The 22324-nt window shown below is 39.7% G+C and carries 28 protein-coding genes; 5 read left to right on the top strand and 23 right to left on the bottom strand.

Features of this window, described 5'->3' with window-relative positions; genetic code table 11:
• Nucleotides 1-160: 160 nt before the first annotated feature.
• Nucleotides 161-787 carry a hypothetical protein gene (locus tag H3T57_RS07745; protein WP_198193851.1) on the bottom strand — a complete coding sequence of 209 codons (627 nt, stop codon included), beginning with the start codon at nt 785-787 and terminating at the stop codon, nt 161-163.
• A gap of 252 nt (nt 788-1039) precedes the next feature.
• Here H3T57_RS07745 and H3T57_RS07740 point away from each other — a divergent pair, with 252 nt between their 5' ends.
• Nucleotides 1040-1252 (top strand): hypothetical protein, encoded by a 213-nt coding sequence (locus H3T57_RS07740; protein WP_198193849.1) that lies wholly within the window; start codon nt 1040-1042, stop codon nt 1250-1252.
• Here the strand turns inward: H3T57_RS07740 and H3T57_RS07735 are convergent.
• The 7 genes from H3T57_RS07735 to H3T57_RS07705 all read right to left on the bottom strand — a co-directional run bounded on the left by H3T57_RS07735 (nt 1228) and on the right by H3T57_RS07705 (nt 6945).
• Nucleotides 1228-1506, bottom strand: coding sequence for a phage baseplate plug protein (locus tag H3T57_RS07735; protein WP_198193848.1), 279 nt, complete (start codon nt 1504-1506; stop codon nt 1228-1230). The two genes, H3T57_RS07740 and H3T57_RS07735, sit on opposite strands and share 25 nt — an antisense overlap.
• A complete protein-coding gene (locus H3T57_RS07730; protein WP_198193847.1) occupies nt 1503-2045 on the bottom strand; it encodes a hypothetical protein in 543 nt (180 codons plus the stop codon). Before H3T57_RS07730 ends, H3T57_RS07735 begins: the two co-directional genes overlap by 4 nt.
• Before the next feature lie 110 nt (nt 2046-2155).
• Nucleotides 2156-4300, bottom strand: coding sequence for a lytic transglycosylase domain-containing protein (locus tag H3T57_RS09240; protein WP_198193846.1), 2145 nt, complete (start codon nt 4298-4300; stop codon nt 2156-2158).
• 133 nt (nt 4301-4433) lie between these two features.
• Nucleotides 4434-4688, bottom strand: coding sequence for a hypothetical protein (locus H3T57_RS07720; RefSeq protein WP_198193845.1), 255 nt, complete (start codon nt 4686-4688; stop codon nt 4434-4436).
• A 392-nt stretch (nt 4689-5080) separates the two neighbouring features.
• Nucleotides 5081-5860, bottom strand: coding sequence for a phage antirepressor KilAC domain-containing protein (locus H3T57_RS09120; protein ID WP_232349803.1), 780 nt, complete (start codon nt 5858-5860; stop codon nt 5081-5083).
• A 54-nt stretch (nt 5861-5914) separates the two neighbouring features.
• Complete coding sequence (locus tag H3T57_RS07710) at nt 5915-6751, bottom strand: antA/AntB antirepressor family protein (RefSeq protein WP_198185643.1); 837 nt, start codon at nt 6749-6751, stop codon at nt 5915-5917.
• The gene (locus tag H3T57_RS07705; RefSeq protein ID WP_198185645.1) at nt 6748-6945 is read right to left on the bottom strand and encodes an Arc family DNA-binding protein; all 198 of its coding nucleotides are present in this window, start codon (nt 6943-6945) and stop codon (nt 6748-6750) included. Before H3T57_RS07705 ends, H3T57_RS07710 begins: the two co-directional genes overlap by 4 nt.
• 127 nt (nt 6946-7072) lie before the next feature.
• Between H3T57_RS07705 and H3T57_RS07700 the strand changes: the two genes are divergently transcribed.
• Together H3T57_RS07700 and H3T57_RS07695 are read left to right on the top strand one after the other, a co-directional pair.
• On the top strand, nt 7073-7342 hold the full coding sequence (locus tag H3T57_RS07700; RefSeq protein WP_198185647.1) for an Arc family DNA-binding protein: 270 nt from the start codon (nt 7073-7075) through the stop codon (nt 7340-7342).
• Nucleotides 7343-8142: 800 nt separating this feature from the next.
• Complete coding sequence (locus H3T57_RS07695; protein ID WP_198193844.1) at nt 8143-8880, top strand: hypothetical protein; 738 nt, start codon at nt 8143-8145, stop codon at nt 8878-8880.
• Between the two features lie 46 nt (nt 8881-8926).
• Here H3T57_RS07695 and H3T57_RS09165 read toward each other — a convergent pair whose 3' ends face one another.
• Nucleotides 8927-9061: a hypothetical protein gene (locus tag H3T57_RS09165; RefSeq protein WP_255549917.1), complete on the bottom strand. Its 135-nt coding sequence runs from the start codon at nt 9059-9061 to the stop codon at nt 8927-8929.
• Nucleotides 9062-9275: 214 nt separating this feature from the next.
• Between H3T57_RS09165 and H3T57_RS07690 the strand changes: the two genes are divergently transcribed.
• Nucleotides 9276-9665: a hypothetical protein gene (locus H3T57_RS07690; protein WP_198193843.1), complete on the top strand. Its 390-nt coding sequence runs from the start codon at nt 9276-9278 to the stop codon at nt 9663-9665.
• A gap of 38 nt (nt 9666-9703) precedes the next feature.
• On the top strand, nt 9704-9865 hold the full coding sequence (locus H3T57_RS07685) for a hypothetical protein (protein WP_198193842.1): 162 nt from the start codon (nt 9704-9706) through the stop codon (nt 9863-9865).
• A gap of 198 nt (nt 9866-10063) precedes the next feature.
• On the opposite strand, the gene H3T57_RS07680 is transcribed toward H3T57_RS07685, so the two are convergent.
• Genes H3T57_RS07680 through H3T57_RS07615 form a run of 14 tightly spaced genes read right to left on the bottom strand, consistent with a single transcriptional unit; the run spans nt 10064 to nt 22272 of the window.
• Nucleotides 10064-10603, bottom strand: a complete 540-nt coding sequence (locus tag H3T57_RS07680; RefSeq protein WP_198193841.1) for a hypothetical protein — start codon at nt 10601-10603, stop codon at nt 10064-10066.
• The gene (locus H3T57_RS07675; RefSeq protein WP_155567032.1) at nt 10603-11046 is read right to left on the bottom strand and encodes a hypothetical protein; all 444 of its coding nucleotides are present in this window, start codon (nt 11044-11046) and stop codon (nt 10603-10605) included. The genes H3T57_RS07680 and H3T57_RS07675 overlap by 1 nt, the downstream gene beginning before the upstream one ends.
• An 11-nt stretch (nt 11047-11057) precedes the next feature.
• On the bottom strand, nt 11058-12173 hold the full coding sequence (locus H3T57_RS07670; protein ID WP_198193839.1) for a hypothetical protein: 1116 nt from the start codon (nt 12171-12173) through the stop codon (nt 11058-11060).
• Nucleotides 12151-13104, bottom strand: coding sequence for a hypothetical protein (locus H3T57_RS07665; RefSeq protein ID WP_198193831.1), 954 nt, complete (start codon nt 13102-13104; stop codon nt 12151-12153). The genes H3T57_RS07670 and H3T57_RS07665 overlap by 23 nt, the downstream gene beginning before the upstream one ends.
• Complete coding sequence (locus H3T57_RS07660; protein WP_198193829.1) at nt 13104-13556, bottom strand: hypothetical protein; 453 nt, start codon at nt 13554-13556, stop codon at nt 13104-13106. The genes H3T57_RS07665 and H3T57_RS07660 overlap by 1 nt, the downstream gene beginning before the upstream one ends.
• A gap of 1 nt (nt 13557) precedes the next feature.
• A complete protein-coding gene (locus H3T57_RS07655; RefSeq protein WP_198193827.1) occupies nt 13558-14019 on the bottom strand; it encodes a hypothetical protein in 462 nt (153 codons plus the stop codon).
• Entirely contained in the window at nt 14019-14525 is a 507-nt protein-coding gene (locus H3T57_RS07650; protein ID WP_155567037.1) for a hypothetical protein, read from the bottom strand. The genes H3T57_RS07655 and H3T57_RS07650 overlap by 1 nt, the downstream gene beginning before the upstream one ends.
• Nucleotides 14526-14538: 13 nt before the next feature.
• A complete protein-coding gene (locus H3T57_RS07645; protein WP_198193825.1) occupies nt 14539-15720 on the bottom strand; it encodes a hypothetical protein in 1182 nt (393 codons plus the stop codon).
• 14 nt (nt 15721-15734) lie between these two features.
• Entirely contained in the window at nt 15735-16325 is a 591-nt protein-coding gene (locus H3T57_RS07640; RefSeq protein WP_198193823.1) for a hypothetical protein, read from the bottom strand.
• A 12-nt stretch (nt 16326-16337) separates the two neighbouring features.
• Entirely contained in the window at nt 16338-18311 is a 1974-nt protein-coding gene (locus H3T57_RS07635) for an NUDIX hydrolase (protein ID WP_198193820.1), read from the bottom strand.
• Complete coding sequence (locus H3T57_RS07630) at nt 18304-19116, bottom strand: hypothetical protein (protein WP_198193819.1); 813 nt, start codon at nt 19114-19116, stop codon at nt 18304-18306. The genes H3T57_RS07635 and H3T57_RS07630 overlap by 8 nt, the downstream gene beginning before the upstream one ends.
• A complete protein-coding gene (locus H3T57_RS07625) occupies nt 19103-20581 on the bottom strand; it encodes an anti-CBASS protein Acb1 family protein (protein WP_155567042.1) in 1479 nt (492 codons plus the stop codon). The genes H3T57_RS07630 and H3T57_RS07625 overlap by 14 nt, the downstream gene beginning before the upstream one ends.
• Complete coding sequence (locus tag H3T57_RS07620; protein WP_232349802.1) at nt 20574-21863, bottom strand: PBSX family phage terminase large subunit; 1290 nt, start codon at nt 21861-21863, stop codon at nt 20574-20576. The genes H3T57_RS07625 and H3T57_RS07620 overlap by 8 nt, the downstream gene beginning before the upstream one ends.
• Complete coding sequence (locus tag H3T57_RS07615) at nt 21853-22272, bottom strand: hypothetical protein (protein WP_198193817.1); 420 nt, start codon at nt 22270-22272, stop codon at nt 21853-21855. The genes H3T57_RS07620 and H3T57_RS07615 overlap by 11 nt, the downstream gene beginning before the upstream one ends.
• Nucleotides 22273-22324 lie beyond the last annotated feature (52 nt).

Here is a 22324-nt window from a genome sequence, read left to right as displayed (position 1 = left end):
TGAGGAAACTTCTATATTTACCGTTACGGAAACACCGTCAAAGCTTTCCACTATTGCTGGAAGGATGCCGCTGTTTAGGTTTTGCCGCATATTAACCATGTTTTCGGCCGTCTGCTTCAGACTCTCGAATATGGGATATTTTAGTCCATCATCAATCATGTCAACTCAATCCGTTTATTTTTGGTGCCGGTGACTTAACCAGGGCATTATCCATTGCCGATACTGTCAGGATCGTTATCCATTCATTGGGACTTGGTGATTTGTAATTGCCAACGTGCTGAAGGGAAGTGACGAGAAAATCACCGTGAAAAATCACGTTGTTTTTCTGGGATGAATTCTTTCCCCTGTTGAACAGCAGATCGGTCGCGTTGTCGATTGGTTGGATTATACCGTAGTAACTGACCTCATCAGGGAAATTGATGATATCGTTAAGGCTTATGTCCGCTCTCATCAACAGTGTTACCGTGATATCGTTATTGTCAGACCAGGTTGGTTGCCCAATCATCTCATAGGGTTTCAGCTTTATTTTCCTGCCAAACCGATTGTCCGTTGCATACAGTGTCCCGCCCGCCTCATAGATATTGATTGGTTTGCTTTTCCTGTTTGACTTGCAGAAATTGCTGAGAGCCGTGGAGAATTCCTGAAGATTGTTATACACGCCACCCTGGTCAAGAAGACACTGGAAATCCTGCGATATATCTATCTCTATCTTTTCATGGGGGAAAGTGTTTTTAAGGGTCGACCTGATGGCGTCCCTGAGGCTTTGTCCCCTTTTCCATGAAAACACAATATCTGGATCGATAACCAGTTTTGTCGGCCCTATGAAAAAGCTTATCGTCTGGTTTGTCCCTACCCAGTTTCCATAGGGGCCGCAGATAATACCTTCGAGCAGAATACCGTAATTATCCTTTTCGACAATATATCCCTTTGTCATTCCGCCCCATATGCGTATGTATTTTCCCCTGAGGTCATTGGCCTGCATGAGGGTCTGCAACGGGATACCCTGAATCTGGACAAAAGACGTCCCCAACTGGGACTGGTGATAATAGCACATGGACAGGTTCATAACGATATTCAATGCGCCCGTATTCATCTGCCTGTTGTCAAGATGGCTGGAAAATACAGTGATGGGTTTGCGTCCAATCTGGATCTGCCTGTCCTTTTCCTTCTCGTCGCCAATCTCCATCTCGAAAAGATTGGCTATCTCAATTCTGTAATATCGCATCGCTATTTGACCATGATCATGTTCTGATCATTCCTGAAAACAAGACTGTTGTTGAAAAAAATGTTGAATGTCAGGTTGATATCCCTGTTTTCCGTTGAAGAGACCAGGGGCGCGATCTTGATGACATTCTGCTGAAGGTCGGAAATCCTGAAATACCAGCGTTGCGAATAAAGGTTGTACATGACCCTGAATATGTAATCCCGGTTATCCATATTGATCGTTATCTGATAAGGGGGATCAGAGTTATTGTCTGGTGTGAACTGATATTTTTGCATTGTCATTGTCCCAATCCGGGAAATGAGAATATTTTTGCTGCCGATTCCCATGTCGGTTTTGTAAGGTTTCCAGAGGTAGCCTTGTTCATGAAATTGTTCAGGACAACCTTTGACTTGGCATTGGACACAAGCGACTGGATGAAATCAAAACGCCATACACTCTGGAACTGGCTTGACCCGTCAATTGTCGAGTTGACATCGGACACCCTCAACAGGATACAGTCCCGATAGATATAGGACGGTGTCAGTACGGTGTACAGGCCGCCATTATTGTTATGATAGTTCAGGGCATTGATGAGATTGCTGAATTTTGCCGTTTTCATGAGTGCGTGCGTGCTTTGCCCGATAGGACACATGCAGATCAGTGAAATGACGTTCGCCTCACTGATCAGGGAATTCGCTGCCGTGGTCTGGTTATAGAACGGTGTTGTCGCGATGGCATTCTGGATAACCGTCCCTCCGGCGATCGGCTTGAAATTGAGAAATCCCTGTCCATTGGTTATTCCCTCGATATTTCCCGTTATGGCGTTGGAAAGAACGCTCATTCCCTCGCTTATCGCGATGATGGGAAGAACGCCACCCATCAGCTCGGCAATGCCACCGGTAAGGAAAATCGGGGATTTTTCAAAGGCCAGTCCGTATATTGTACCTAACATCAAATACTGTATGAACCTTTCAGGATTTTTGGAAAGCCGGATGCCATTCTCGCGTTGACGCTGGTTGACCCGCCCGTGTTGTTATTGACATTCAGATGGATATTCTGGGGATCCTGATAATTTTTCAAATATCTATCAATATCATTTAGATATTTATGCTGGGGTGCAGGAAGATTATTTTCCCAGTTTCCATGCTGCCTTCTCAGATATTTGGCCATATTTCCCTCACCCCAGTTATAGGCGACAACCGCCTTTCTTGGATTTTTGAATACCTCCATCAAATGCTGGATATCCCTTCTCGCACCTGTGGCACTGTCATAAAAATCGAAAGGATTCTTGACACCGTAATCCTTTCTTGCCGCGGCGGTCATCTGAAAGGCACCCATAGCGGTACTTGAACGATTGACAGCAAAATCATTTCCACCAGATTCTTTCCAGCGGATAGCCTGCATGAACTTGTTTGGCAAATGTAATGCTTTGTTGATCGAATCAAGATATCCATTCTTGTATTTTTCTGAATAGTATCCCTTTACATTGGGAACCGTATAGGCAGCCTGATGATATTCTGGAAGAGAATCATGTTTGAATAACGGAAATATTGCATTTGATCTGTTATCAGTATTTTTCGAATTATCAGGAAACAATTTTCCGAACAGATCCTTAAAAGGATTGATAACATTATTCTGAAACAGATCCCTCAGAGGATTGATCATGCTGTTCTGGAATATATCCTTTAGTGGAATTATCACGTTATTCTGGAAAAAATCCTTCAGGGGTGGAAAGATACTATCCTGGAATACCTTTTTTATCCCATCGAATATATTGTCACTTCCAGTAATCTTTCCGAATATATCCTTTGCAAAATTACCGATTTTTTTAATTCCGGTAATGAGGTTAATAATATTTTTTTCACTCGCAATCTTTCCGACAATATCCTGGATGAATTTGCCAAGCTGCTCGATTTGCGGTGCAGCCGCCGCGATGGCCATGCCAAACTTGTTCTTGAGAAGATCGGCCGTGACGCCAAGACTGGTATTCAGATCCTGCGATCTTTTCAGTATGTCATCGGGCTGGTTGAGCTTGACGCTCAACTCCTTGAATTTCCTGTTATTCTCCTCAAAATTCTTTTTTGGTATCAGGCTGAGTGTCTGGGGAAGGTTTGGTGATATTCCCAAAAGTTTCAATATCGGGTTTTGACCGAGATACTGGGCATTATCTCCCTTATGCTCCCTGCCGATACTCGCGACTTTATTCATCAATTTCACGAAAATTTCCGCATTGGAATCCTTTCGGCTAATTCCATCGACCATGAAAAGACCGCTTCCCATCTTTGTCCGCTGCTCGTTGATATTCCTGACGATATCCTCGAAATTTACATACTGTCCCCATGTATTCCTTCCAGCCTGCAATTCCCCGTTTGTGAGACCAAGATCACGCGCCTGTGTCCTGAGATTGGACGACCGGCTTGTCGATGCCGCTATGCCGAACAATCCTCCCGTGGCTACACCCGCCGCAATTCCTCCTATGAGGGGAACGGATCGTACCGCCCCCATCACGCCGCTTATGGCCGTGGAAAATCCGTCCTTTATTGTCAGTCTCGTGATCGCCATGGTCAGTTTCCTGATCGCGGTCACGAGCGGATTGTTGTTCACCCTGGTGAATATGTTCCTTGCGCTGTCAAATGCCTCGCCTGACCGTTGCCCGAATTGCCATGCCTTCTGTCCCATGTTCCATAACCCGTATGTTTGCAGAGGGAACGCGCGCGCGGAAAGGCTGAACATGTTCTGGAACCCGCTATTGGACAGGTTTCTCACGTCACCGAACAGCTTTCCTCCCGTGGGGGAATGGATTTTTGGCGCGACCTTTGGAAATCCGGCAAAAGCTGGCTGGACATGAAGGTTCTTCATTGATTCCCTGAACTTTTTCGAGTTGCCGATAACGGTGAGCTGAACCTGTGTTATCACGCGCAAGTCCTGGGCAATCATCTTCAGCGTGTTGGATATGCTTTTGTCGACAGTCAGACCGATATTCTTTGGTGTCGCGATATCCCTCTTGAAATTGCTGAACAGATTGGAGAATTTCGAGAACTGACTGAAATTTGTATTTATCTTGACGACTGGAACTTTGACCATTTTTGATTGCACCCATTAAAAAAGCCACCCTGATGGATGGCTTGTATCGTTTTGATGGTTTATTTATAAAAACTGTTTATCTATACGGTAAGCTCAGATATGAGCTCACCATAAATGTTAAAAATCTGGTCGCTCATCGTTAAAATCATATATTCCGCAATGAATCGATATCATCATCAATATTCCCCAGTAATGAAGTGATGCATTTTAACGTATTTATCAACTCAAGTTTGTAAGTCGGGTCTTTTGGAGACAAACAGTCAATGCTCTTGATAACCTTCTTCATGATCTCATTATGGACATTCAGATTTTTCACGCAATTTTTCACCGCTTCCTCAATAGAATGTATCTTTTCCTCGTGGGAGCAACTCTCGTTAATATTCAGAGTTATATTGGTCATAACACTAGCCATTCAATCTTTCATTCAATTGTTATTCAACAATCGATATATTTTTTCTTGTAAGTCTTGATATCATTGAACACAACCCTACATAAAAGAGGCCTATTATTCATAAACCATACTGGGCACGTAGATAGTGACCCTCTCCAAACAATCGGTTCACTATCTACAATATGATTATATCGATGTTTATCGATACAAATAATAAAGCTTGTTTATATATGATTAATATTCATTAACTAAAATTAACCAGTGAAATTAAGATATCAAGATAATATTTCTTAAAGGAATTAACTTTTATTTCTTTGAATTATTAATTCTTTACTTAATAAATAAGTGTATATATTATAATCCACTTCACTAATTCCGGTTATTACTGTTACCGATCACGTCTATACATGATTCGAGAACATTTCGGACAATCTGGTCAGTCCCTTTGGCGTTATCCTCACCTGTTCACTGATCCTGCTTGTTCCATCACTCAATGAAACCTCCGTCACCTTGTGCTCAAGCAATCCCTGCTTGATCTTGTCCTGATAGGCAAGCCAGTTCTTGTTGCCAGTCCGTCGGTAAATCCATTCATGGGAATTGAGATAGAAAAACAGTTCCTTTGGCCCCATCTGAAGATTTTTCGCCGCGTCCGTGATGCATAACGAACCGTCCGCCGTTGCAATGCGATCAAATCCATCCGCCTTCGGTTTCAATGCATTATTCTCATTTTCAAGCATCATGCATTTTTCCGTATAGGTTAATAGCGTGTTTCTCAGAAAGACGGGATCATCAAGATTGACGACAGGCTGATATTTTCCCTGGACAAGATCATCATACGCACGAATGACCTTCAGATGAAAAGCCGGACTGATCCACATTGCATAGGCGTAAACAAGTTCCTTGACGACATAAGTGCCTTGTTCAATTCCACCTTTTATTACATTTGTTGGCGATACAGAAATTCCTGTATCGGTGATTTCTTTAACTAATTCAACAGTTTGTTTATTTTCTAACCAATAAGAAGGCCCATTTTTCCTTTCACCACCAGATGCCTTATGACAGTCATTTAAACAATAACGACCTTCTTTATCTTGTCTGATTTTAGTGTTAACAATTATCAGTTCTTGATGAGAAAAAGAATGAAAGGGTTCATGTGAATTTGTATTTAGATTTTGATCCATAACGGCTCTCCTTTACCCTCATTAATAATGAGAGTATTTTTTCATCGTCTCTTGCTAATGCTTGAAAGAATTGTTGGTTGTCGGTACCAGATGAAGACGACCCTGCCCCATCACCTTATCGATATGGTTCCGGATGATGTTCTCACCTTCATAACCGAGCCATTCACTGATCCCGTCGATGTGATAGATATACCGACCCGTTTCTCGACTGATCTGGATCATCGATGCCTTGTCCGTCCTGATAAGATACCGGTGTATCCTTCCCGAACATCTGCATGACAATGTCCGTCTCCCTTTCTGGGGAACGTTCTTTTCCTTCAATACGGCGATGATAGGTTTGTAGTATGTCACGAAAGCGGCGGATGGATCGAAACCTGTTTTCAGGAATTCGACATCCCGATACACTTTCTCGAAATCTTTCCGCAAAATTGCAACGGCCTTGTTGACAACCGATTTGGTTATCCCGCCGTATTGGATAGGTGATAATGTTTTTGATTGATTACGTAATTGATTTTCACACCAGATAAAATAACGACGAATTAGGCGACCCTTTTCATTATTTTCAACCATCGCCAATTCTTTGGCCATATCAAGAGTTATACGGTAAATATTTGTTGGTCGTCCTCCAAGAGGGTTTTCGCCAAAATTGGCGAAAACCTCATAATCAACTTTTTCAACAAAACCATATCTTGTTATTCTTCTTTTAATCCAATTTGTATAATCTCTCCCAACTCCCAAACCTTCATGTAAATTTCTCGCATCAGCAATTCCCAAAACATTTTGTCCACCGATTACAACATCTGTCGCAATACATAATTGAGATATTTCTGAAAACTCTTTTGGCAGTGTATTTGCATTATTAGAAATACTTGCTATATTCTGATTATTCATGTTAGAATTTCTTTCGTGATTTTTTTAGATAAAGCAGCGGGTTCGTCGCCAAACTGAGCCGCTGCTTTTTTAACTTGTTCAATACAAAATACTATTTGAGCATTTAAAGAACGTTTATTTTCCTTCGCCTCCTCGTGTATCCATTCTGCTGTTTTAATCGGGATTCTTAATCGAAAAAATTTTGTATTATTCATAATTTTCTTCAAGTAATTTAATTTATTATTATGACGCAAAATGCGTCATATACATAATGTTCATAAATTGTTATTGCTGTCAATAGTATCTTGTTAAATTTATACTCCTCATATGAGATAAAATATTATGAACGATTTTTCCCATTTTAGATTGAGGTTACCTGTTGATCTAAAAGAAATAATAGAAAAAAAAGCCAAAGAAAATAATCGTTCGATCAATGCAGAAATTTTATATATTTTATCAAATCATTATAAAACATTTGATAATGTTGAATCCCCGCTACCAATACATGGAATAGATTACCCAATAAGTTTAGATGAATTATTTAAATTAATTAAACAATTGAATATAATCACGGAAAAATTAAAAAATAATAAAAATAATACAGATGATTAAATTCATTGATAACGATATGCTTTTCTCTAAATAAGAATGTATTTGAATGTTTTTTAAATAAATCCTCCAAAGTTTGGATTGACACTTTAATTTTTATTTTAAACGAAAAGGGGGTACGTAAAACGTACACCCTATATATTAATGATAGTACTGAAGGATGATGTCGGTATTACCGACGCAATCGAAGTAAAAACCAGTAATTCAAATAATAATATCTTTTCATAATCAATAAACTGTATGTGAATTATTAAATATTTGTTTTGATACAATAACCTTATACTGTATTCAAATTAAATTACCTATCATTATTGGATTTAAAGAATTGAATAACAGTCAGACCTTAATATTTTGTTTTGTAATACTATATTTGATCACTCCAATTTTCGCTTTTTTTGCATCCAGGCGAAAAGGCAGAAACTATTATCTATGGACGCTTTTAACCTTGATCATAAATCCTGTAATCTTAATATTGGAATGCCTTCCCAATATTAATTTTAATCAAGTTTGTATTGTTCCATGCAGAGCTTGCAAACAAGATATATCGTATGCAGCTTCAGCTTGTCCGCATTGTGGACAGCCGCAAAGAAACAGGGCTTATGAATTAACCTCCTTTGATAGATTTTCAATACTTTGTGAAACTGTCATTTGTTTTTTCCAGTCAATAATATTCATATGCAGTATTTTTATATATTTCTATCTATACTTGTTTTACTCGTTATTCACGAAAATTATAGGTCATTTTTTTTAAAAAGCACGCATAAGCTATTGATATATGATCTTTATTTATTGGATTAATTGTTATGTTTAGAAAAGTTTTTGTTTTCTTTATCATTTTTGCATTACCTATCACCAGTCAAGCTGCGGATAAAAATAATGAACCATCTGTTTCTGTGGAATATGGAAATATTAAACAACTTATCAAAAATTATTATGCTTCCCAAGAGTTTTGCAAAGGTTCATCAAAAAATGATGGCGAAACCGATATCATGTGTAATTACGCAAATGCCGCAGTTAAAAAACTAGATCAGCTAGGATGGTGCTTTGGATATGATGATCAACCTGAATCTGATAAAGAATGGATAAAATGTCCAAAAAATACTACAAAAAAATTAAAACCAAACATAATAAAACCTACAAAAAAATTGGAAACAAACACAGTTTCTGATGATATCATTAAAGAGGCTTTAACAGATGTTGATAAGTCATTTTGTAAAGATGGTTTACAAAGTTTAGTAGAAATAGTTAAGCAATGCTATATGTTGTATGATGGTCAAATTTACCAATCCGCAAATAAATGTATGTTAGAAGACCTTTCATTGATATCGTATAATCAAAAAGTTGTAAATTACGTCAAAAATAAAACTGGAAATTCCATAACAATACCATTTCTAACTGATCAAGATATTTCTGATAGAGAAAAAAGATATTTTACTCCTTTCTTTGGAGATATTGCAAACGCAATGGATTATTATAACCATGGTATTAATGAAATTACAGATAAAATGAGTGAATGCTCAACTTATCTGATAGGACAGTAAATATCACCCCGATATATGCCACCCTTCACCACCATATTTTGATCCGTCAAATCTGGCGAATCAAACCCGCACGTGTTTTCCCATGGAGACATGAACGGCGGTTTTCCACCAAACCGGTGAGATAATATTCTTTAGCTTTACCGCCATTTATAACCCGCTCCACCGTGGCGCTGGGTTCCATTTTATCTAATTTTACCACTCATCAGATATGATGACTGACCCTATTCCCTGTATGATCATAGGTGAGCCCATATTTGGGATTACCTTCATATATAAACCACTCCAATATTATGCCATTACTGCATAAAAATTATGTGATTTTGGTTTTTTAAATTTGTTCCGTTCTGTTTTTTGTTATATTTATTCAATGATTTTTTATTAAAGGATTTAAAAATATGGCTGATGATGACGATAATATAAAATCTATTGATGAAGAAAGATTAAATTCAGATTATGATTCTACAAGAGAAATAGTAAAAATATTACTGGATTTTATAAAAAAACAATTTAACTCGTTGGGAATGGATGATTTTCATAAACTTGTTAATCCATCTTTGGAAGATTTACTTAAATATGTTATGAACATGCAAAAGATTGTTCTAAAATTGGAAAAAAAACTTGTTGATATAAAAACTGATGATAGCGAAATTTTCTTAAATTCCATGAGAATACAGAATATTAAACAGGGATTATTGTATGCAGAAAATCTTTTATTTAGCATAAAAAATTATAATAGAAAGGAATGTAAAGAATATCTGGATAAATTAGATAAAAATAATATATAATAATATCAAGGATAAAAGTAATAAAAAGGATCATCATAATGCAATCAAAGAAGGATTATAGACATTATAAAGAGTTTTGTGAAATTTTTCATGAACTCCATCTTGAGGCTCTCAAGATAAAAAAAATTGTAAAAGAATTAGAAGCGAAAGCAGAAATACTATATAACGAAAAAATCATCAAACTTGGAAAAGTAGCTTAAATAATAAAAGTTTCAATGCTCCATATATGGGGCATTTTTTTGTCCCATAATATTATCACATATTAAACATACCCATTAAACTCATAAGATATCTCTGCCTGAAATGCTCGGCGCTTGTATAGGGGTTTTTGTTCCGTTCTATTTTCTGTATGATATCAGCGATAATGTCAAACCGCTCACCCGTCAGTATATTGAAGACTATAGTGAAGAGATTTTCATTTTCCCGTCTGTAGTCCCTTCTGTTTTCGATGTCCCTGATGATTTCAGATAATCGATATAGTTTAATGAGGTTGAATGTATTAACGGACAGGCCAGAAAAGATTTCAATGCCTGTTCGCTCTTCTGGGGAACAATAAGCAAGACTACTGTAAAAAAAATGATCAGACTCAGGGTTTCGTTGAATTCATCCAAATCAATCATTTTCTTTTCAAACGCTATATCAAGCACTAAAGGTTTTTTACTCTTTTCACCACATGCGATGGAAATCAGGGTTGTCCTGTTTATCTCATCAATGATTTCCCCGCTTTTCTCCTCTCCCGCAACATCTTTCAGGTCAAGCAGTGCTGTCTGGTTGATAAGTAGCGCCTGATCCTCATCGGCCTGCCTGTTGAACCTGATCGCCAGACTGTTGAAAATCTTGTAATGTCTCTCAAAAAACTTTCTCGTGATAGGTTTAACACAAGCCTGTATATTTTCATTGATATCAATGATCAGATTAAAATCTTTGTCAAAATACATTATAAATCACCAAAATAATCCTGGTTAACACTTACACTTCCAATCAGCTTGAAAGGGACAAAAGCGGTCGATCCGTTTATGGAAACAGAGTCCATGCTGGAAATACATGATTCCCTGATGGTCAGCTCTTTCATGTTGTAACTGTCAAAATACAGAACCATTTCCCCAAGATAGCATGCTTTACTGATCGTATCGTGCCATTCCCCATATACATTTGATGTTTTCAGAAGATTCACTGTCGCCTCGATCATATAGTAGTTCTCAACCGATTGGATGATCCCCATCATCCCCCTCAGTATGGTTGTATTGGGACTTGTCTGTGAAAATGAAATTCCCTCAATGCTCAGATGTTTCGCCGTGGCGTTCAGGTTTGGGTGATCCGTAAAAGTTACCTTACTTAATGATTTGTTTATCAAACCATCATATAATGGTGTCAATGCCATGATATCTGTCCTTATTGTGCAATCAGGTCGGTGACCTGCAAAGAAAACCTTATTTTTCGCAATGCCTTCAGGGGACTTACCTCAATGGATATCCCTCCATAAACCTCGTTTTTATAATCGTCTGGATTTTGCGTCACATATTCGTAATATGAAATGGCATCAATCCTGTAATTTGTCTGGATTATCCCGTATGCCGCGCAATTGGATATAATCTGGTTGACCTTTGCCTTCAGCCTGTCAATTCCGTCCTGATTGTAATAGAGAGGATTTATCTTGCTATTTGCCGATTCAATAAGGAAGTTCGTTATATTAGATATCAGGGTAAAGCGTATGTAATCAATTCCGTACCAATAGGTGAAGTCATTACCGTCTGTCATAATACCAGGATAGACAAGACTTCTCGCTCCACTTCCATCATTTGGGGGTGACATGAGCATATTCGTGTGGAAATCGTCCTGCAAATGCCTGTTCGCACGATAATCATCATCGGACAGGGGTTCACTGTTATACAGTCTTCTATAGGTCATGGGATTGACCTTGTTTGTCACTGAAGGCTGGTAATTGGACAATTCGTATCCTATGGCACCAACTCCCATTTGCACCATTGTGGATGAATCATTCGTGGCGAGTGTGAACAGTGACTTGATATTTGTCAGATTTCTCTTGTTGTCATTTGTAAAATTGGCGAAAGGGATTGCCGCTACCCCATAACATGCCCTGGAATTGCTGTTATAATCATTTGCCAGCAAAACATACAGGTCATTTGCGGTTGTAAGATCAGACCATACATATCCTGATATGGCGATATAGCAATTATCGTTTAGGTCTGAAAGACTGTTCCTGTTATTCCCTATATCACGTATCGTGACACTTCTGTTTCCCTGGCTGAACCATCCCTCAACTGTGGATCGCATCTCCATTACGGAATTAGTCCAGGAATCAACAAGATATTTGTCAAGATCATCGGCAGAATAGAGAACCGCCTCGACAGCCTGCTGGTCTCCACCCAGTTTCAGGGCCTTGTTCGCGAATATGATAGCCTTTTGCTGGGGATTTCTTGACAATGCAAGCTGATTTTGTGACAGGGTGATATTTACGACTTCATTACCGCTCACATCTGAGTACATTTTTAACCTCGTTATTAAAATTGAATTTCATGAGAACTGTGGAAATAATTTTCTCTTTTAACGCTTCAGACAGTTTAGCCATCTGGATATAGGAAATATCCACCTCGATTGTCTTTTTCAAAGCTACCGTTCCCGTTTCGACTTTGCTGTGGATTTCATCGACAATTGCCGGTGAGCTCATAAAACCGACATAATTGTAGACCATGCTCCATTTTTCCAGGTTACTTAGAAAAATCATGGTCTGTTCATTGTCATAACCATATAGGGTAAATGTCACCTTTTCGGTGACCAGTTTACCAATGTATGTATTTCCATCCACGGTTTCGTATGCTGTTGCGGATGAAAGAGCTTCTGTATCACTAACATTTATTGAAATATAGGGCGGTTTTTTATTGTATGGCGTCAACCATCCTGGATACATATCATAATGATCCTGGAAAAGATCAAACAAACCCATCGAGAACATGATAAACAGGGGAACAGAGGAACTGAACTGCATATTCCTGTTCCTGAAATCGTCTTCCGTATCGAGAAACGTGTTTTGCATCTGCGGTTCGACAATATAGGCTATATTATGGTATATCCCACTCTGATCCGCGTTCTCTCCCGTTTTTCTCAATACATAAAGGCTGTCCTGATAATTGAACACCTTTATTTCATCAATTCCATCTTGAGAGAAATTGAACAATGATTCCCTGGTGGTGATCAATATCGTGGATTCATTCCTGAAACTGTCTTCCTCCTGGTACAATTCATCCGTTTTATGGATCATGCTCTCGATGGATTTTTCTCCACCATGCAACTTAATCCAGTAGACAAATCCCTCAAAAGGCAAGACCGCACGCTTGTAGGTCGTGAAACTTATTGTCTGGCCATCTTTTAGAAAATCCACTCCATTCCTTAGAATATTGGCATAAGGTGAATCAGACATTATTTGAATGTTCCCCAAACCTTCAATGAACTTTCATATAGACCCGTATCCACAAAAGATGGCCTTCTCTGTCCCTTCGCATTATTTTTCAGGCCACGACGTTTTTGTTTGAGACGATGCGTGACACCTTTCAGAGCCGCTTTTGTCGGGACACCAGGTATTCCCACTCTCTCGACCTCCCGGGAGCTGATAAACTTTTTCAAGTCATGTTCTATCTTGGAAAAAGCGGTGTAAAAAGCGCCATTATTAGGATGATTTCCCTCAATGACATCCTGTATGTTGCTGATCAGGGCGTTTTTGAGATGACCCTGCACCTCATCATTATGGATTTCGATAAATTTTCCCATTATCCCGTATTTTTTTTCAAGAAGTAGGGCAACGGAAGCCGTTGTACTGTTATCGTTATAATCATAAGGAATATTGAGAACACCGAGATAAATCTCATCCAGCATCTTAATTCAGCCCCCATATGCTGCCATATTGCTGCATTATATTGAAATACTCTCTACCGTAAGGGGTTCTTAGGGTATCGAGATCAAACGACGAGATGTTTTTATAAAAATCAGGAACCAGCATGGAAGCCGCTGTTGTGTTGTCACTGGCGTTCTGGACAATTCCATTGACTGGATTTTTATTGATATTCATATTTTCCAGGATATTTTTATTGATAAAACCATAACCGTTATCAATACATGCTATAATGAATTTATGAGTTGTATAACTGTATAGAGCCGATTTATAGATAAACGGATCAATAGACAGCAATCTTTTCAATACCACCGCATGAACGGAATAATCATAATAAAATCTTAATATATTTATCAGACTGGTATTGTTATCAATATCTTCCTCAGTAAGTCCCAGAGATTTGAAAAACATCAGATAATCGTCGAATGATGCCTTTTTATCGTTCATTATTGATAGGCAACCGAGAAAAGAGCCTCGAAATTGCTTCCATCTTCATACGGATTTTGTTGGACAATGGAAGTCCCGAGATTTTTAGGATCATTCAAAAGTTCATTGAGAAGAGAGTTTTTATTCAGATTGATCGCAACACCGGACATGATACTGGCATATTTTGACAATGATTCAATTCTTCTCTCTTCACCCGTGTGTTTGACGCAGAAATGATAATGATATTTCAGTTTCTGCAACTCTTCATTGGTGAAATCCTGATCAAACCGATAGGTAAAACCGGAATACCTGGTATTTTTCAATGAAGGTTCATATTCCTGCAAACCATATTCATAAATCTGCCGTAACAGACTTTTCAGGCTTTCTGTATCCGTATCCTTGTAAAATCTTTTATAAGAGAATCTTGGCAAATCAAAAGTGAAAGGGAATCTTTCACCAATTCCCTTCATTGAAAATGTAAACCGGAAATTCTGTGGACGAGCATTTAGAATAAATAATTCCGACATTGTTATTCCTTAATTATTTTTTTGTATTTTTAAGGTCAGGTTCTGATGATTTTGTTTTAGGATCAGGTTCTGACGATTTCGTGTTAGGATCAGGTTCTGACGATTTTGTTCCACCGCCACCATTTGAAGTGTTATTATTGTCTGATGGTTTTTCTGGAGCCTCTGCAAATGCACTGATAATCGTGAACGCTTCTGGACGCAAAACCCATCCTGGCGTGATCTTCATTTCACTCTGCATATGCATACTTGTTCCTGGGAGGGGTGTTATGAAAAGCACCGGAGCGGCTGCATCCGTGTACATCGCGGAACAATCGTTTATTGGCTGCAATCCACCATTTCCCTCACCGAAATAGTTTGTGTTGGCAGGCATGAAAAAAGGGTTTTTCATATTGAATTGCCTTAGACAGACAATGATTGCATCGGCTCCATTGGTTCCTTTGTTTTGCAATGTGTCATCATATGTCCAGAATATTTTTTCACCACTGTCCTCGAGGATTTTATTGACGGTACCCTTTACGGTATGGGTTCCACCACCCGGACGCTGATAGGATGTAAGCTCGACAATTTTCGCTGTTTCAAGTTTTTTCAGACATCTTTGCGGGCCGAGAATTGTGAATTCATTTGCCCGTCCGGATTGATTTGTACGCGCGGTGATATCGGCAATCACGTTCAGCAAAAAGGTCGCGATCTCTCCGGCATCCTGTTCACGTATCCCGATATTGCCATTCTTGTCAGCAGGCAAGGCAGTGTTGAGAATATTAGGCCCGTTCAGAATTCCCTCGCCATATTCTGGCTGAATACCATGTAGCAAACCGTCACGCATCTGGTTGAAATTAGCCTGGAAAAGGGCAATTCTCAATATTTCAGGGGTTGATAGGCCATAGGTTGCCGCAGCCGCTGTTTCATGCCGGTTATAAATTGCCCTGTTTTGCAATAGATAGGTTGGACACTCCAATTGTCCAAGGATAATATCGGGATCAGGAATCTCATTTTGTGAATCCTGTGATATTGTCGATTTTGTCTTGATCCCCATCCGGTTCATATAGACACGCTGATCGGCAAGACCCAATCGTGGCTTGAATGTCCCGTCCGGTAAAACCGCGAAAGCCCCTGATGACTGGGCCTGATCAATCAAGATGCCTGGTTCGACATAGGCAGGTGTCACTCTTTGTCTTGCTGGTGCTAAAATAGCCATTTTCTATTTCCTTATTAAAGTTCTATCAATGCGCAGGTTTCACCATCGCGCCATTTGTATTCATTGTTTTCGATTGAAACGACCCGACTGTTGCTTAGGGCGATACTGTGCAATGCAACATTCAATGGGGTCGCGCTTCCTGTGGCTTCAATCAACATATTCTTGTTAAAATCCCATGAAAGCTTCACGTCGGTAACTGATCCATCAATCTTTGTTCTCAGATTGGGATCGCATTTCACGGCGAGTTTCACCCTGCTTCCCAGTTTTACCGTATTGATCGTTCCACCGCCTGTCATGATCTGTACATCATTATTCCCGACGATCATCAGGTTGTTCGACTGGTTGAAAATAGTGAAACCGTTTATTTTATCGATAGTTGTTGCAAGCTCTATAGTTGGTGAAATGGATGAATTGATGGCCGCTACTGAAATGGTGATCGGCAATCCACCGTAATAGATATTGCTATCAGATTTTTTTATTCTTCCAGCCCTGTATCTGAAATGGGTATCAGGTTCGGCCATTGCCATTCCCTGCAATAACCCGTCACTTGATATATAAAATGAGTTTCTGGCGGTTTGAACGCCCTGCAATATTAAATTAGCCATGTTTATGATCCCTTATTTAAAACGTGCCAGCCTGTCATCGTATCCACCAAATGAATCAAGATAGGCTTTTGGTGAACCTATTGTTCTCTCGATGATTTTTCCGTTATCTCTTTCCCTGATCGTTCTCAGTTTCTGTGAATCCTCTGCCCGCACCTTGTTTTCATCGATAACAGACTGGATTATTTCCGGGATTGCCTTGTCCAGCAGTTTCTTGTTAGAGACGATATTCTTCAATCCTACGGCCTCCCAATCCTTGCTGTATGAAATCATTGGCCCAAGAATTCTCCGTGCATAGGCTTCGGATGTTTCATTCGAGTATGGAGGCGGTGTCTCCTTGCCAAGATAAATATATGCGCTGTCACATTTCGATCTCAGGATACTGTTTTTCTCCTGTTCCTCTTCACCGGAGGAATCATTGTTTGAAAGTTCCTTGGACACGGCTAATCCATCTTTTATTTCTTCTTGCAATTTTTTTTCACCAGTTTTTGCGTCTTCGCCATTTTTTTCTTCTGGTTCAGCATCTTTTTTAGCCTTACCGTCATTTTTTTCAGGTTCTTTAGCGCCTTCTCCTGATTCCGTCGCATCTTTTTTTTTATCCATAGCGACGCTGGCTTCATTCTGCTTGGTAAGATTGCCGAAAAATTCCTTTAATGTATTTACGAGATCATCCTTGGTTACATAATCTTTTGATCCGGATCCCTCATTTTCGGCATCATTACGCCTATCCTTTTTTTCCTCTTCGGAATCTTTCTTTCTATCTTCCTTTACAGGTTCCCTGTTTTCCTCGCTATCGCTACACTTGTCATTTTTTAGGGCTTTCGCGCAATCCTCGAATGCTTCCTCTATTTTCTCTAGATCCTCGTTACGCAACTTGTCATCGTCCTCGTAATCCTGGGCCTCCTGGATTGCATCCCTCAATTTTCTTTTTTTACCGGCGATAAACGTTCCGTCACGTCGTGCGTCACGACGACTGTATTCCTTGTTGAGATCAATCAGCTTATTGACTTTTTCATATATCTCATCAAGCCGTGTTGATAAATTTTCATCGGGCATAATTATGCGTGTTCCTTTTTTGTTTACATGATTTACTGGCGAGTTTATTCCTGGTATCGCCCTACCGCTTTTATCCCAAACACCCTTTCCCACAATTGCGAGATGATCCACGACAAAAGGACTTCCCTCGTATAATGCCCTGATCTTTGAATTGATAAGGACAGGAAAGTTTTTCCTGTTTATAACGGACGGTGATGTGGAATAAATCTCCTTGGTCAGCAATATGCCAAACGGGATATTGAATATCTTGGCTATTCCCCATAATTCCTTCCCGAATATATATGGATAGATTATGGTTCCGACCTGCCTGTTTCTAAGATATTCCGCGTTTACATCATCTTCAGGATGATCGAAAACAACCTTCACACCCTGGCATAGATTGATGAATTTTCTACCAAGAAAAACATTTGGATCACGATAGGTGACCTCTTTCATCCCTCTTTTTTCCGTTCCCCTGACTGATATCTCCGTACCGGTGATACGCATGTCAAAAAGGAAATTTCCGTTGAAATATTGAGGTGATGCCAGTTTTCCCATGGCAATAGCTTTCGCTATATCATTTTCATCATATTCGTACCATTCCAGCGCCTCCCTGACACTCGTCATGATATTGTCGGGAAGTTTTCCTATTTTGAAATATCCATATTCCGTCAATTCATCATTGAGGGAAATATTTTCGGGTTTCTTTGTAAGATCAAACGGTAGTATGGATACGAATTTATTCTTTCCTTCCCATATACTGACAAATGAATCGCATGAGAACTCAAGTTCGATCCCCAATTCCTCACGTGTTTCCCTTGACGCTCCAATAAATGGATTTTCATTTTCTTTCAGATAGCCACCCGGAAAGCTCCATAAACCATTATCTTTTCGTCTGACAAGCAAAACCTCGTCACGATAGATAATCATCGAGCAGGCAATTAAATCAACCATTGATATATTTTTTTCCTTTTTCTGTCAGCATATCAATAGGCAAATCCCGTAGACTGAAAAGATAGACGCCATAACACCTGCAAAAGGGAAGCTGGCCAAACCCGTCAACATCCTCGATATATTGAACGTTCGTTTTCCTGACATATCCATTCCGGACAAACGGATTGTTCTTCAACAGGAAAATATGGCCATCACGTTTCTTATGATCCAGTCGATAGTTATATCCTGTCTCTTTCCAGTGGCTTACCCATTTGACAGCTATTGCACCCTGATCCCTTGCGATTGAATTATTGACAGCCGCCGTGAATTTATGACCCTGATCAATCAACACGCGCCGATTTTCAAATGAAAGACTTTTTAGGGGCTTCAACAAATCACTTGATAATGTTTTAATTGATTGGGACGGTTTTCCCTCACCCATCGTCGGTATGGAAGACACCCATCCACTGAACCTTCTCAAGGTTGCCTGTATCTGCTCATCCCTTTTCAGTCTGATCAGATTTGCTGAAAGCAATACATGCTCTTTTAGAAAATCTCCTGATCTGGCGGATAATTGGGCCTTGTTGAAATCAAGTTTCCTTATCTTGAAATTTTTCCTGTAAGAGGATACGGTCAGGTTCCTCTTCAGAATATTGGAAAAGAACGTGTTGATCTGGTGCCGTGAAAAACTGACAACACCATTATTTAGAAGTTCAGACAACCTTTCCTGCCATTTTGACAGCATGTCATCCGTAATTTTGACATTATGGACAACCTCATTCTCAACCTCCCTGAAGAAATACAGCAATTGTCTATATAGCGACATCTTTCTCTTCTTTTGGTTCTTCTGATTCTTTGTACAGGTAATTGTCAACTATGCTTTGTCTGAGATCATCCTCATCAACATTCAGCTTTATTTTATTCAGGCTGCGAAGGTTGTTGACGCTGTCAATCAGCCAATTGGTCAATGTCGCCTGCATATCGGCTTCCACTTTCGGGAATACACGATCATATACATCAACGATCATTTCCAGTTTCTTCTGGTCACCCTCTGCAATCTGGCTTTCAGATTCAGTCAGAAATGACGGGAAACTGTAGGAAAAACTTTGCTTAAGGGAATAAAAAACCTGCCAATATTGTTCTATGGTTATTTCCTCATCATTCTTACTTTTGAAGATATCACCATTTTCCTTGTTAAGCGCCTTTAGATAATCGAAATTCCACGCCATGCGCATGACAAAATTGTCAATGAATTGATAGGCCCCACGTTCCCATTCACGAATTGATTCAATGAAACGTCCTACATGTTTCGTATCCTCGCTTCCCTCACCAAAACCCTGGGTAAATCTTTGCTGTCCAAGAATTATGGTTGGAATATCCGAGGCATTGGCAATGTCTTCAAGAATATGGTTTCTGGCCATATCAAGAGACCCGTCAATATTCTGTAGATTTAGAGATTCAATGGTTGTCGATGCCCCGACTGAAAGAACGTCATTCGTTGAACCTGCCCTTAACAGTTCACGTTTGATTCCCAGTGATCTGCTGGTGAGTTCCGTGGCGGTACCGACATCGTTTTCCTTGGCTATTATCAATCCGCATTTTTTTGCAACCATGGCGTCCGCATTATTGACGTAAAGCCATGCCTTGAGCAGATGAATACAGTTTTGGTAAACGGAACGTCCCGTAAAACCGAATGCGCTTGTACTGAACTCGTTATAGAGAGGATCACCATTACTCAGAATAAACGAACGGTCTTTCGCCAGGGCCATACCGCTTCGCAACACATCTTCAACCTTGAGAAAATTCTCGCTCATCAAATCCTGGTTGTTTGATGCCGATCCTGCAATATTCATGGCGTCATAAACAATCGGGGTTATTTTCAAATCTGCCCAGTTTGTATTTACCGGAAGAGGTTCATGGTCGTTATATCCATCCACTTTCAGAAACAGCGCTGAAATACCGCATAATCGAGACATTGTCGCCAAACGCCGTATTATATTTTTAAACCCGTACCCATTCCATACCTTGATAAATTGTTCAATCAACTCATCGCTTTTTGTCTCATGCTTGACGCTGATTATCCGTTCCTGTCCTATGGACAGATCAATAGGAAGGTCAATAATACGCTTGCCAAGGGGATGATACATGTAAATGGATTTACACAATCCATAGCTTAGATAGTTTGCATCGAAAAACTGCGCCTTGTCAGTATCCTCATCAAACCTGTCAAGCAACTTTGAATATAATCCGGAATTGTTATAACCGCTATTTCCGAAATTATCATTAGACATCTATTATTGAATCCTTCAATCCCAACGCAACGCCATATGCAAAAGCATCCAGAAGGTCATCCTGTCTTTTATCAGCCTCCTTGTCTGAAAGCTGGAAAGAGGTGATCTGTCTTATAAGATGATTTGCCGATGCGTTCCTGAATGTTTTTACCTTGTTGAAAGCCGCTTCTGTTATCTTTACCTGTCCATTTTCCACAACATCAGAAATAAGCAGACATCGACGGTCTTTCCCGAGAGCGGTTAATTTCGAATCAATCGCGCGAACCTTGTGTCTTTTACGATAACCATCCTGAAGAACAATGGTACCGGCTGCCTTGTCCTCGATATACATATTGATGAAACCGTTGATTGCCTTTGTTTTTACCGCCCATTCCTCGCCCTGCTCCAGCAATCTCGGTATCCAGTCGACAATCATGGATCCCTCATATTCAACCAGATCCCAGTCAAGCAGGTATAGATTTTTAGGTTCATCGTATAGATTTAGCCCCCAAAAACATACTGCCGTTCCATCCTTGTCAATGCCACCTTTCATGGTGGTATCCATTGTCGCAAAAACGGATGTGACATATTCCGGTATTTTTAGCGGTTTTTTGTCAACAAGCATTTTTTCTATCTCGAAGAAATACCCGTAAGATACAAAATCACCTTCCCAGATATGCTGGTATTTACTGATGCTGTCCTTTCTGCATCTCAATCTTTCATTATCAAGACTTTTTGGAAACCATGGATTGTCACGCCATGTCACCTTTTGAATTATGAATTTTTCCCTGGAATAGTTCAAAAGACTGTTTTTGAGCAACTCAATCGCATCAGTGGGTTCATCGGGATTCCAGCTGAACCAAAGTTCAGATTTTTCCTTTCTTATCGTTGGAATTAGAAACTCGATGCTTTTCTGGCTAATAGATTGAGCTTCCTCAACCCATACAATATCAACACCTTCCAGCGATTTCATGGATGAAAGATTGCGTGCCAATCCCTTGAAAAAGAAATTGCTTCCGTTAATCCCGTTTATTTCTGTATCCGTAATTTTGAAAAGATGGTTTTTCCTGAATTTGTTAATCGTGTCAACCAATAGCTGATACACTGATTCCTTGATGGATTGCTGGAATTCACGGGCGCATAAAACACGTATCGGACGCGTCAGGGAAATAAGGATCAGCATCTGGGCAAATGCCCATGATTTTCCACCCCCCCTGCCACCATAATACAGCTTGTATCTCGCCTCCTCTTTTAAACGGGAAAAAACCCTCGGTATCTCAACATGTATGATATCATTCATCATCTTCTTCATATTTTTGCGGGTCTGTAAAAGTAACTATAACATTATTGCTGTTACTCATGCTCCCGTCAGAACTCGAATGGTCAATCCGCTGTTTCTCGCTATATTTTTTTGGATTACGCAACGCCATCAATTTAAACAGCGTGCTTATCTTCACATTCGATGCGTTCGCGTTTTGCGGTGTGATCTCGTCAACGGCCTCAATAATCTTGTCCTCATACCAATCAGCACCCAATTCTCGCGCGCGCGCATATTGGTCGTGAAAATCCCTGTTTTCCTTACACCAGTTCATCACCGTTGAACGATGGGGAATTCGTTCATCCTTGCAGATTTCCCTGAGACTTTTACCTTCGCTTATCTGCTGGCAAATAGTCCTTGCTATTTGTTGGCTATATTTAGAGGGTCTGGCCATCTTGAATTGAGTTCCAATGAAAATAAAAAATGCATCCCATAATTAAGGAACG

The sequence above is a fragment of the Commensalibacter sp. W6292M3 genome (genome assembly GCF_016101315.1).
GTDB lineage: Bacteria > Pseudomonadota > Alphaproteobacteria > Acetobacterales > Acetobacteraceae > Commensalibacter > Commensalibacter melissae.
The sequence above is the reverse complement of the archived record's forward strand: the minus strand, read 5'-3'. Positions and strand labels throughout refer to the sequence as shown.

What these genes read in the sequence shown, in the direction of transcription:
- H3T57_RS07735 (WP_198193848.1), bottom strand. Translation starts at nt 1,506, where the DNA reads ATGACAATGCAAAAATATCAGTTCACACCAGACAATAACTCTGATCCC.
- H3T57_RS07730 (WP_198193847.1), bottom strand. Translation starts at nt 2,045, where the DNA reads ATGAGCGTTCTTTCCAACGCCATAACGGGAAATATCGAGGGAATAACC.
- H3T57_RS07720 (WP_198193845.1), bottom strand. Translation starts at nt 4,688, where the DNA reads ATGACCAATATAACTCTGAATATTAACGAGAGTTGCTCCCACGAGGAA.
- H3T57_RS09120 (WP_232349803.1), bottom strand. Translation starts at nt 5,860, where the DNA reads ATGGATCAAAATCTAAATACAAATTCACATGAACCCTTTCATTCTTTT.
- H3T57_RS07710 (WP_198185643.1), bottom strand. Translation starts at nt 6,751, where the DNA reads ATGAATAATCAGAATATAGCAAGTATTTCTAATAATGCAAATACACTG.
- H3T57_RS07705 (WP_198185645.1), bottom strand. Translation starts at nt 6,945, where the DNA reads ATGAATAATACAAAATTTTTTCGATTAAGAATCCCGATTAAAACAGCA.
- H3T57_RS07700 (WP_198185647.1), top strand. Translation starts at nt 7,073, where the DNA reads ATGAACGATTTTTCCCATTTTAGATTGAGGTTACCTGTTGATCTAAAA.
- H3T57_RS07695 (WP_198193844.1), top strand. Translation starts at nt 8,143, where the DNA reads ATGTTTAGAAAAGTTTTTGTTTTCTTTATCATTTTTGCATTACCTATC.
- H3T57_RS09165 (WP_255549917.1), bottom strand. Translation starts at nt 9,061, where the DNA reads ATGGAACCCAGCGCCACGGTGGAGCGGGTTATAAATGGCGGTAAAGCT.
- H3T57_RS07690 (WP_198193843.1), top strand. Translation starts at nt 9,276, where the DNA reads ATGGCTGATGATGACGATAATATAAAATCTATTGATGAAGAAAGATTA.
- H3T57_RS07685 (WP_198193842.1), top strand. Translation starts at nt 9,704, where the DNA reads ATGCAATCAAAGAAGGATTATAGACATTATAAAGAGTTTTGTGAAATT.
- H3T57_RS07680 (WP_198193841.1), bottom strand. Translation starts at nt 10,603, where the DNA reads ATGTATTTTGACAAAGATTTTAATCTGATCATTGATATCAATGAAAAT.
- H3T57_RS07675 (WP_155567032.1), bottom strand. Translation starts at nt 11,046, where the DNA reads ATGGCATTGACACCATTATATGATGGTTTGATAAACAAATCATTAAGT.
- H3T57_RS07670 (WP_198193839.1), bottom strand. Translation starts at nt 12,173, where the DNA reads ATGTACTCAGATGTGAGCGGTAATGAAGTCGTAAATATCACCCTGTCA.
- H3T57_RS07665 (WP_198193831.1), bottom strand. Translation starts at nt 13,104, where the DNA reads ATGTCTGATTCACCTTATGCCAATATTCTAAGGAATGGAGTGGATTTT.
- H3T57_RS07660 (WP_198193829.1), bottom strand. Translation starts at nt 13,556, where the DNA reads ATGCTGGATGAGATTTATCTCGGTGTTCTCAATATTCCTTATGATTAT.
- H3T57_RS07655 (WP_198193827.1), bottom strand. Translation starts at nt 14,019, where the DNA reads ATGAACGATAAAAAGGCATCATTCGACGATTATCTGATGTTTTTCAAA.
- H3T57_RS07650 (WP_155567037.1), bottom strand. Translation starts at nt 14,525, where the DNA reads ATGTCGGAATTATTTATTCTAAATGCTCGTCCACAGAATTTCCGGTTT.
- H3T57_RS07645 (WP_198193825.1), bottom strand. Translation starts at nt 15,720, where the DNA reads ATGGCTATTTTAGCACCAGCAAGACAAAGAGTGACACCTGCCTATGTC.
- H3T57_RS07640 (WP_198193823.1), bottom strand. Translation starts at nt 16,325, where the DNA reads ATGGCTAATTTAATATTGCAGGGCGTTCAAACCGCCAGAAACTCATTT.
- H3T57_RS07635 (WP_198193820.1), bottom strand. Translation starts at nt 18,311, where the DNA reads ATGGTTGATTTAATTGCCTGCTCGATGATTATCTATCGTGACGAGGTT.
- H3T57_RS07630 (WP_198193819.1), bottom strand. Translation starts at nt 19,116, where the DNA reads ATGTCGCTATATAGACAATTGCTGTATTTCTTCAGGGAGGTTGAGAAT.
- H3T57_RS07625 (WP_155567042.1), bottom strand. Translation starts at nt 20,581, where the DNA reads ATGTCTAATGATAATTTCGGAAATAGCGGTTATAACAATTCCGGATTA.
- H3T57_RS07620 (WP_232349802.1), bottom strand. Translation starts at nt 21,863, where the DNA reads ATGATGAATGATATCATACATGTTGAGATACCGAGGGTTTTTTCCCGT.
- H3T57_RS07615 (WP_198193817.1), bottom strand. Translation starts at nt 22,272, where the DNA reads ATGGCCAGACCCTCTAAATATAGCCAACAAATAGCAAGGACTATTTGC.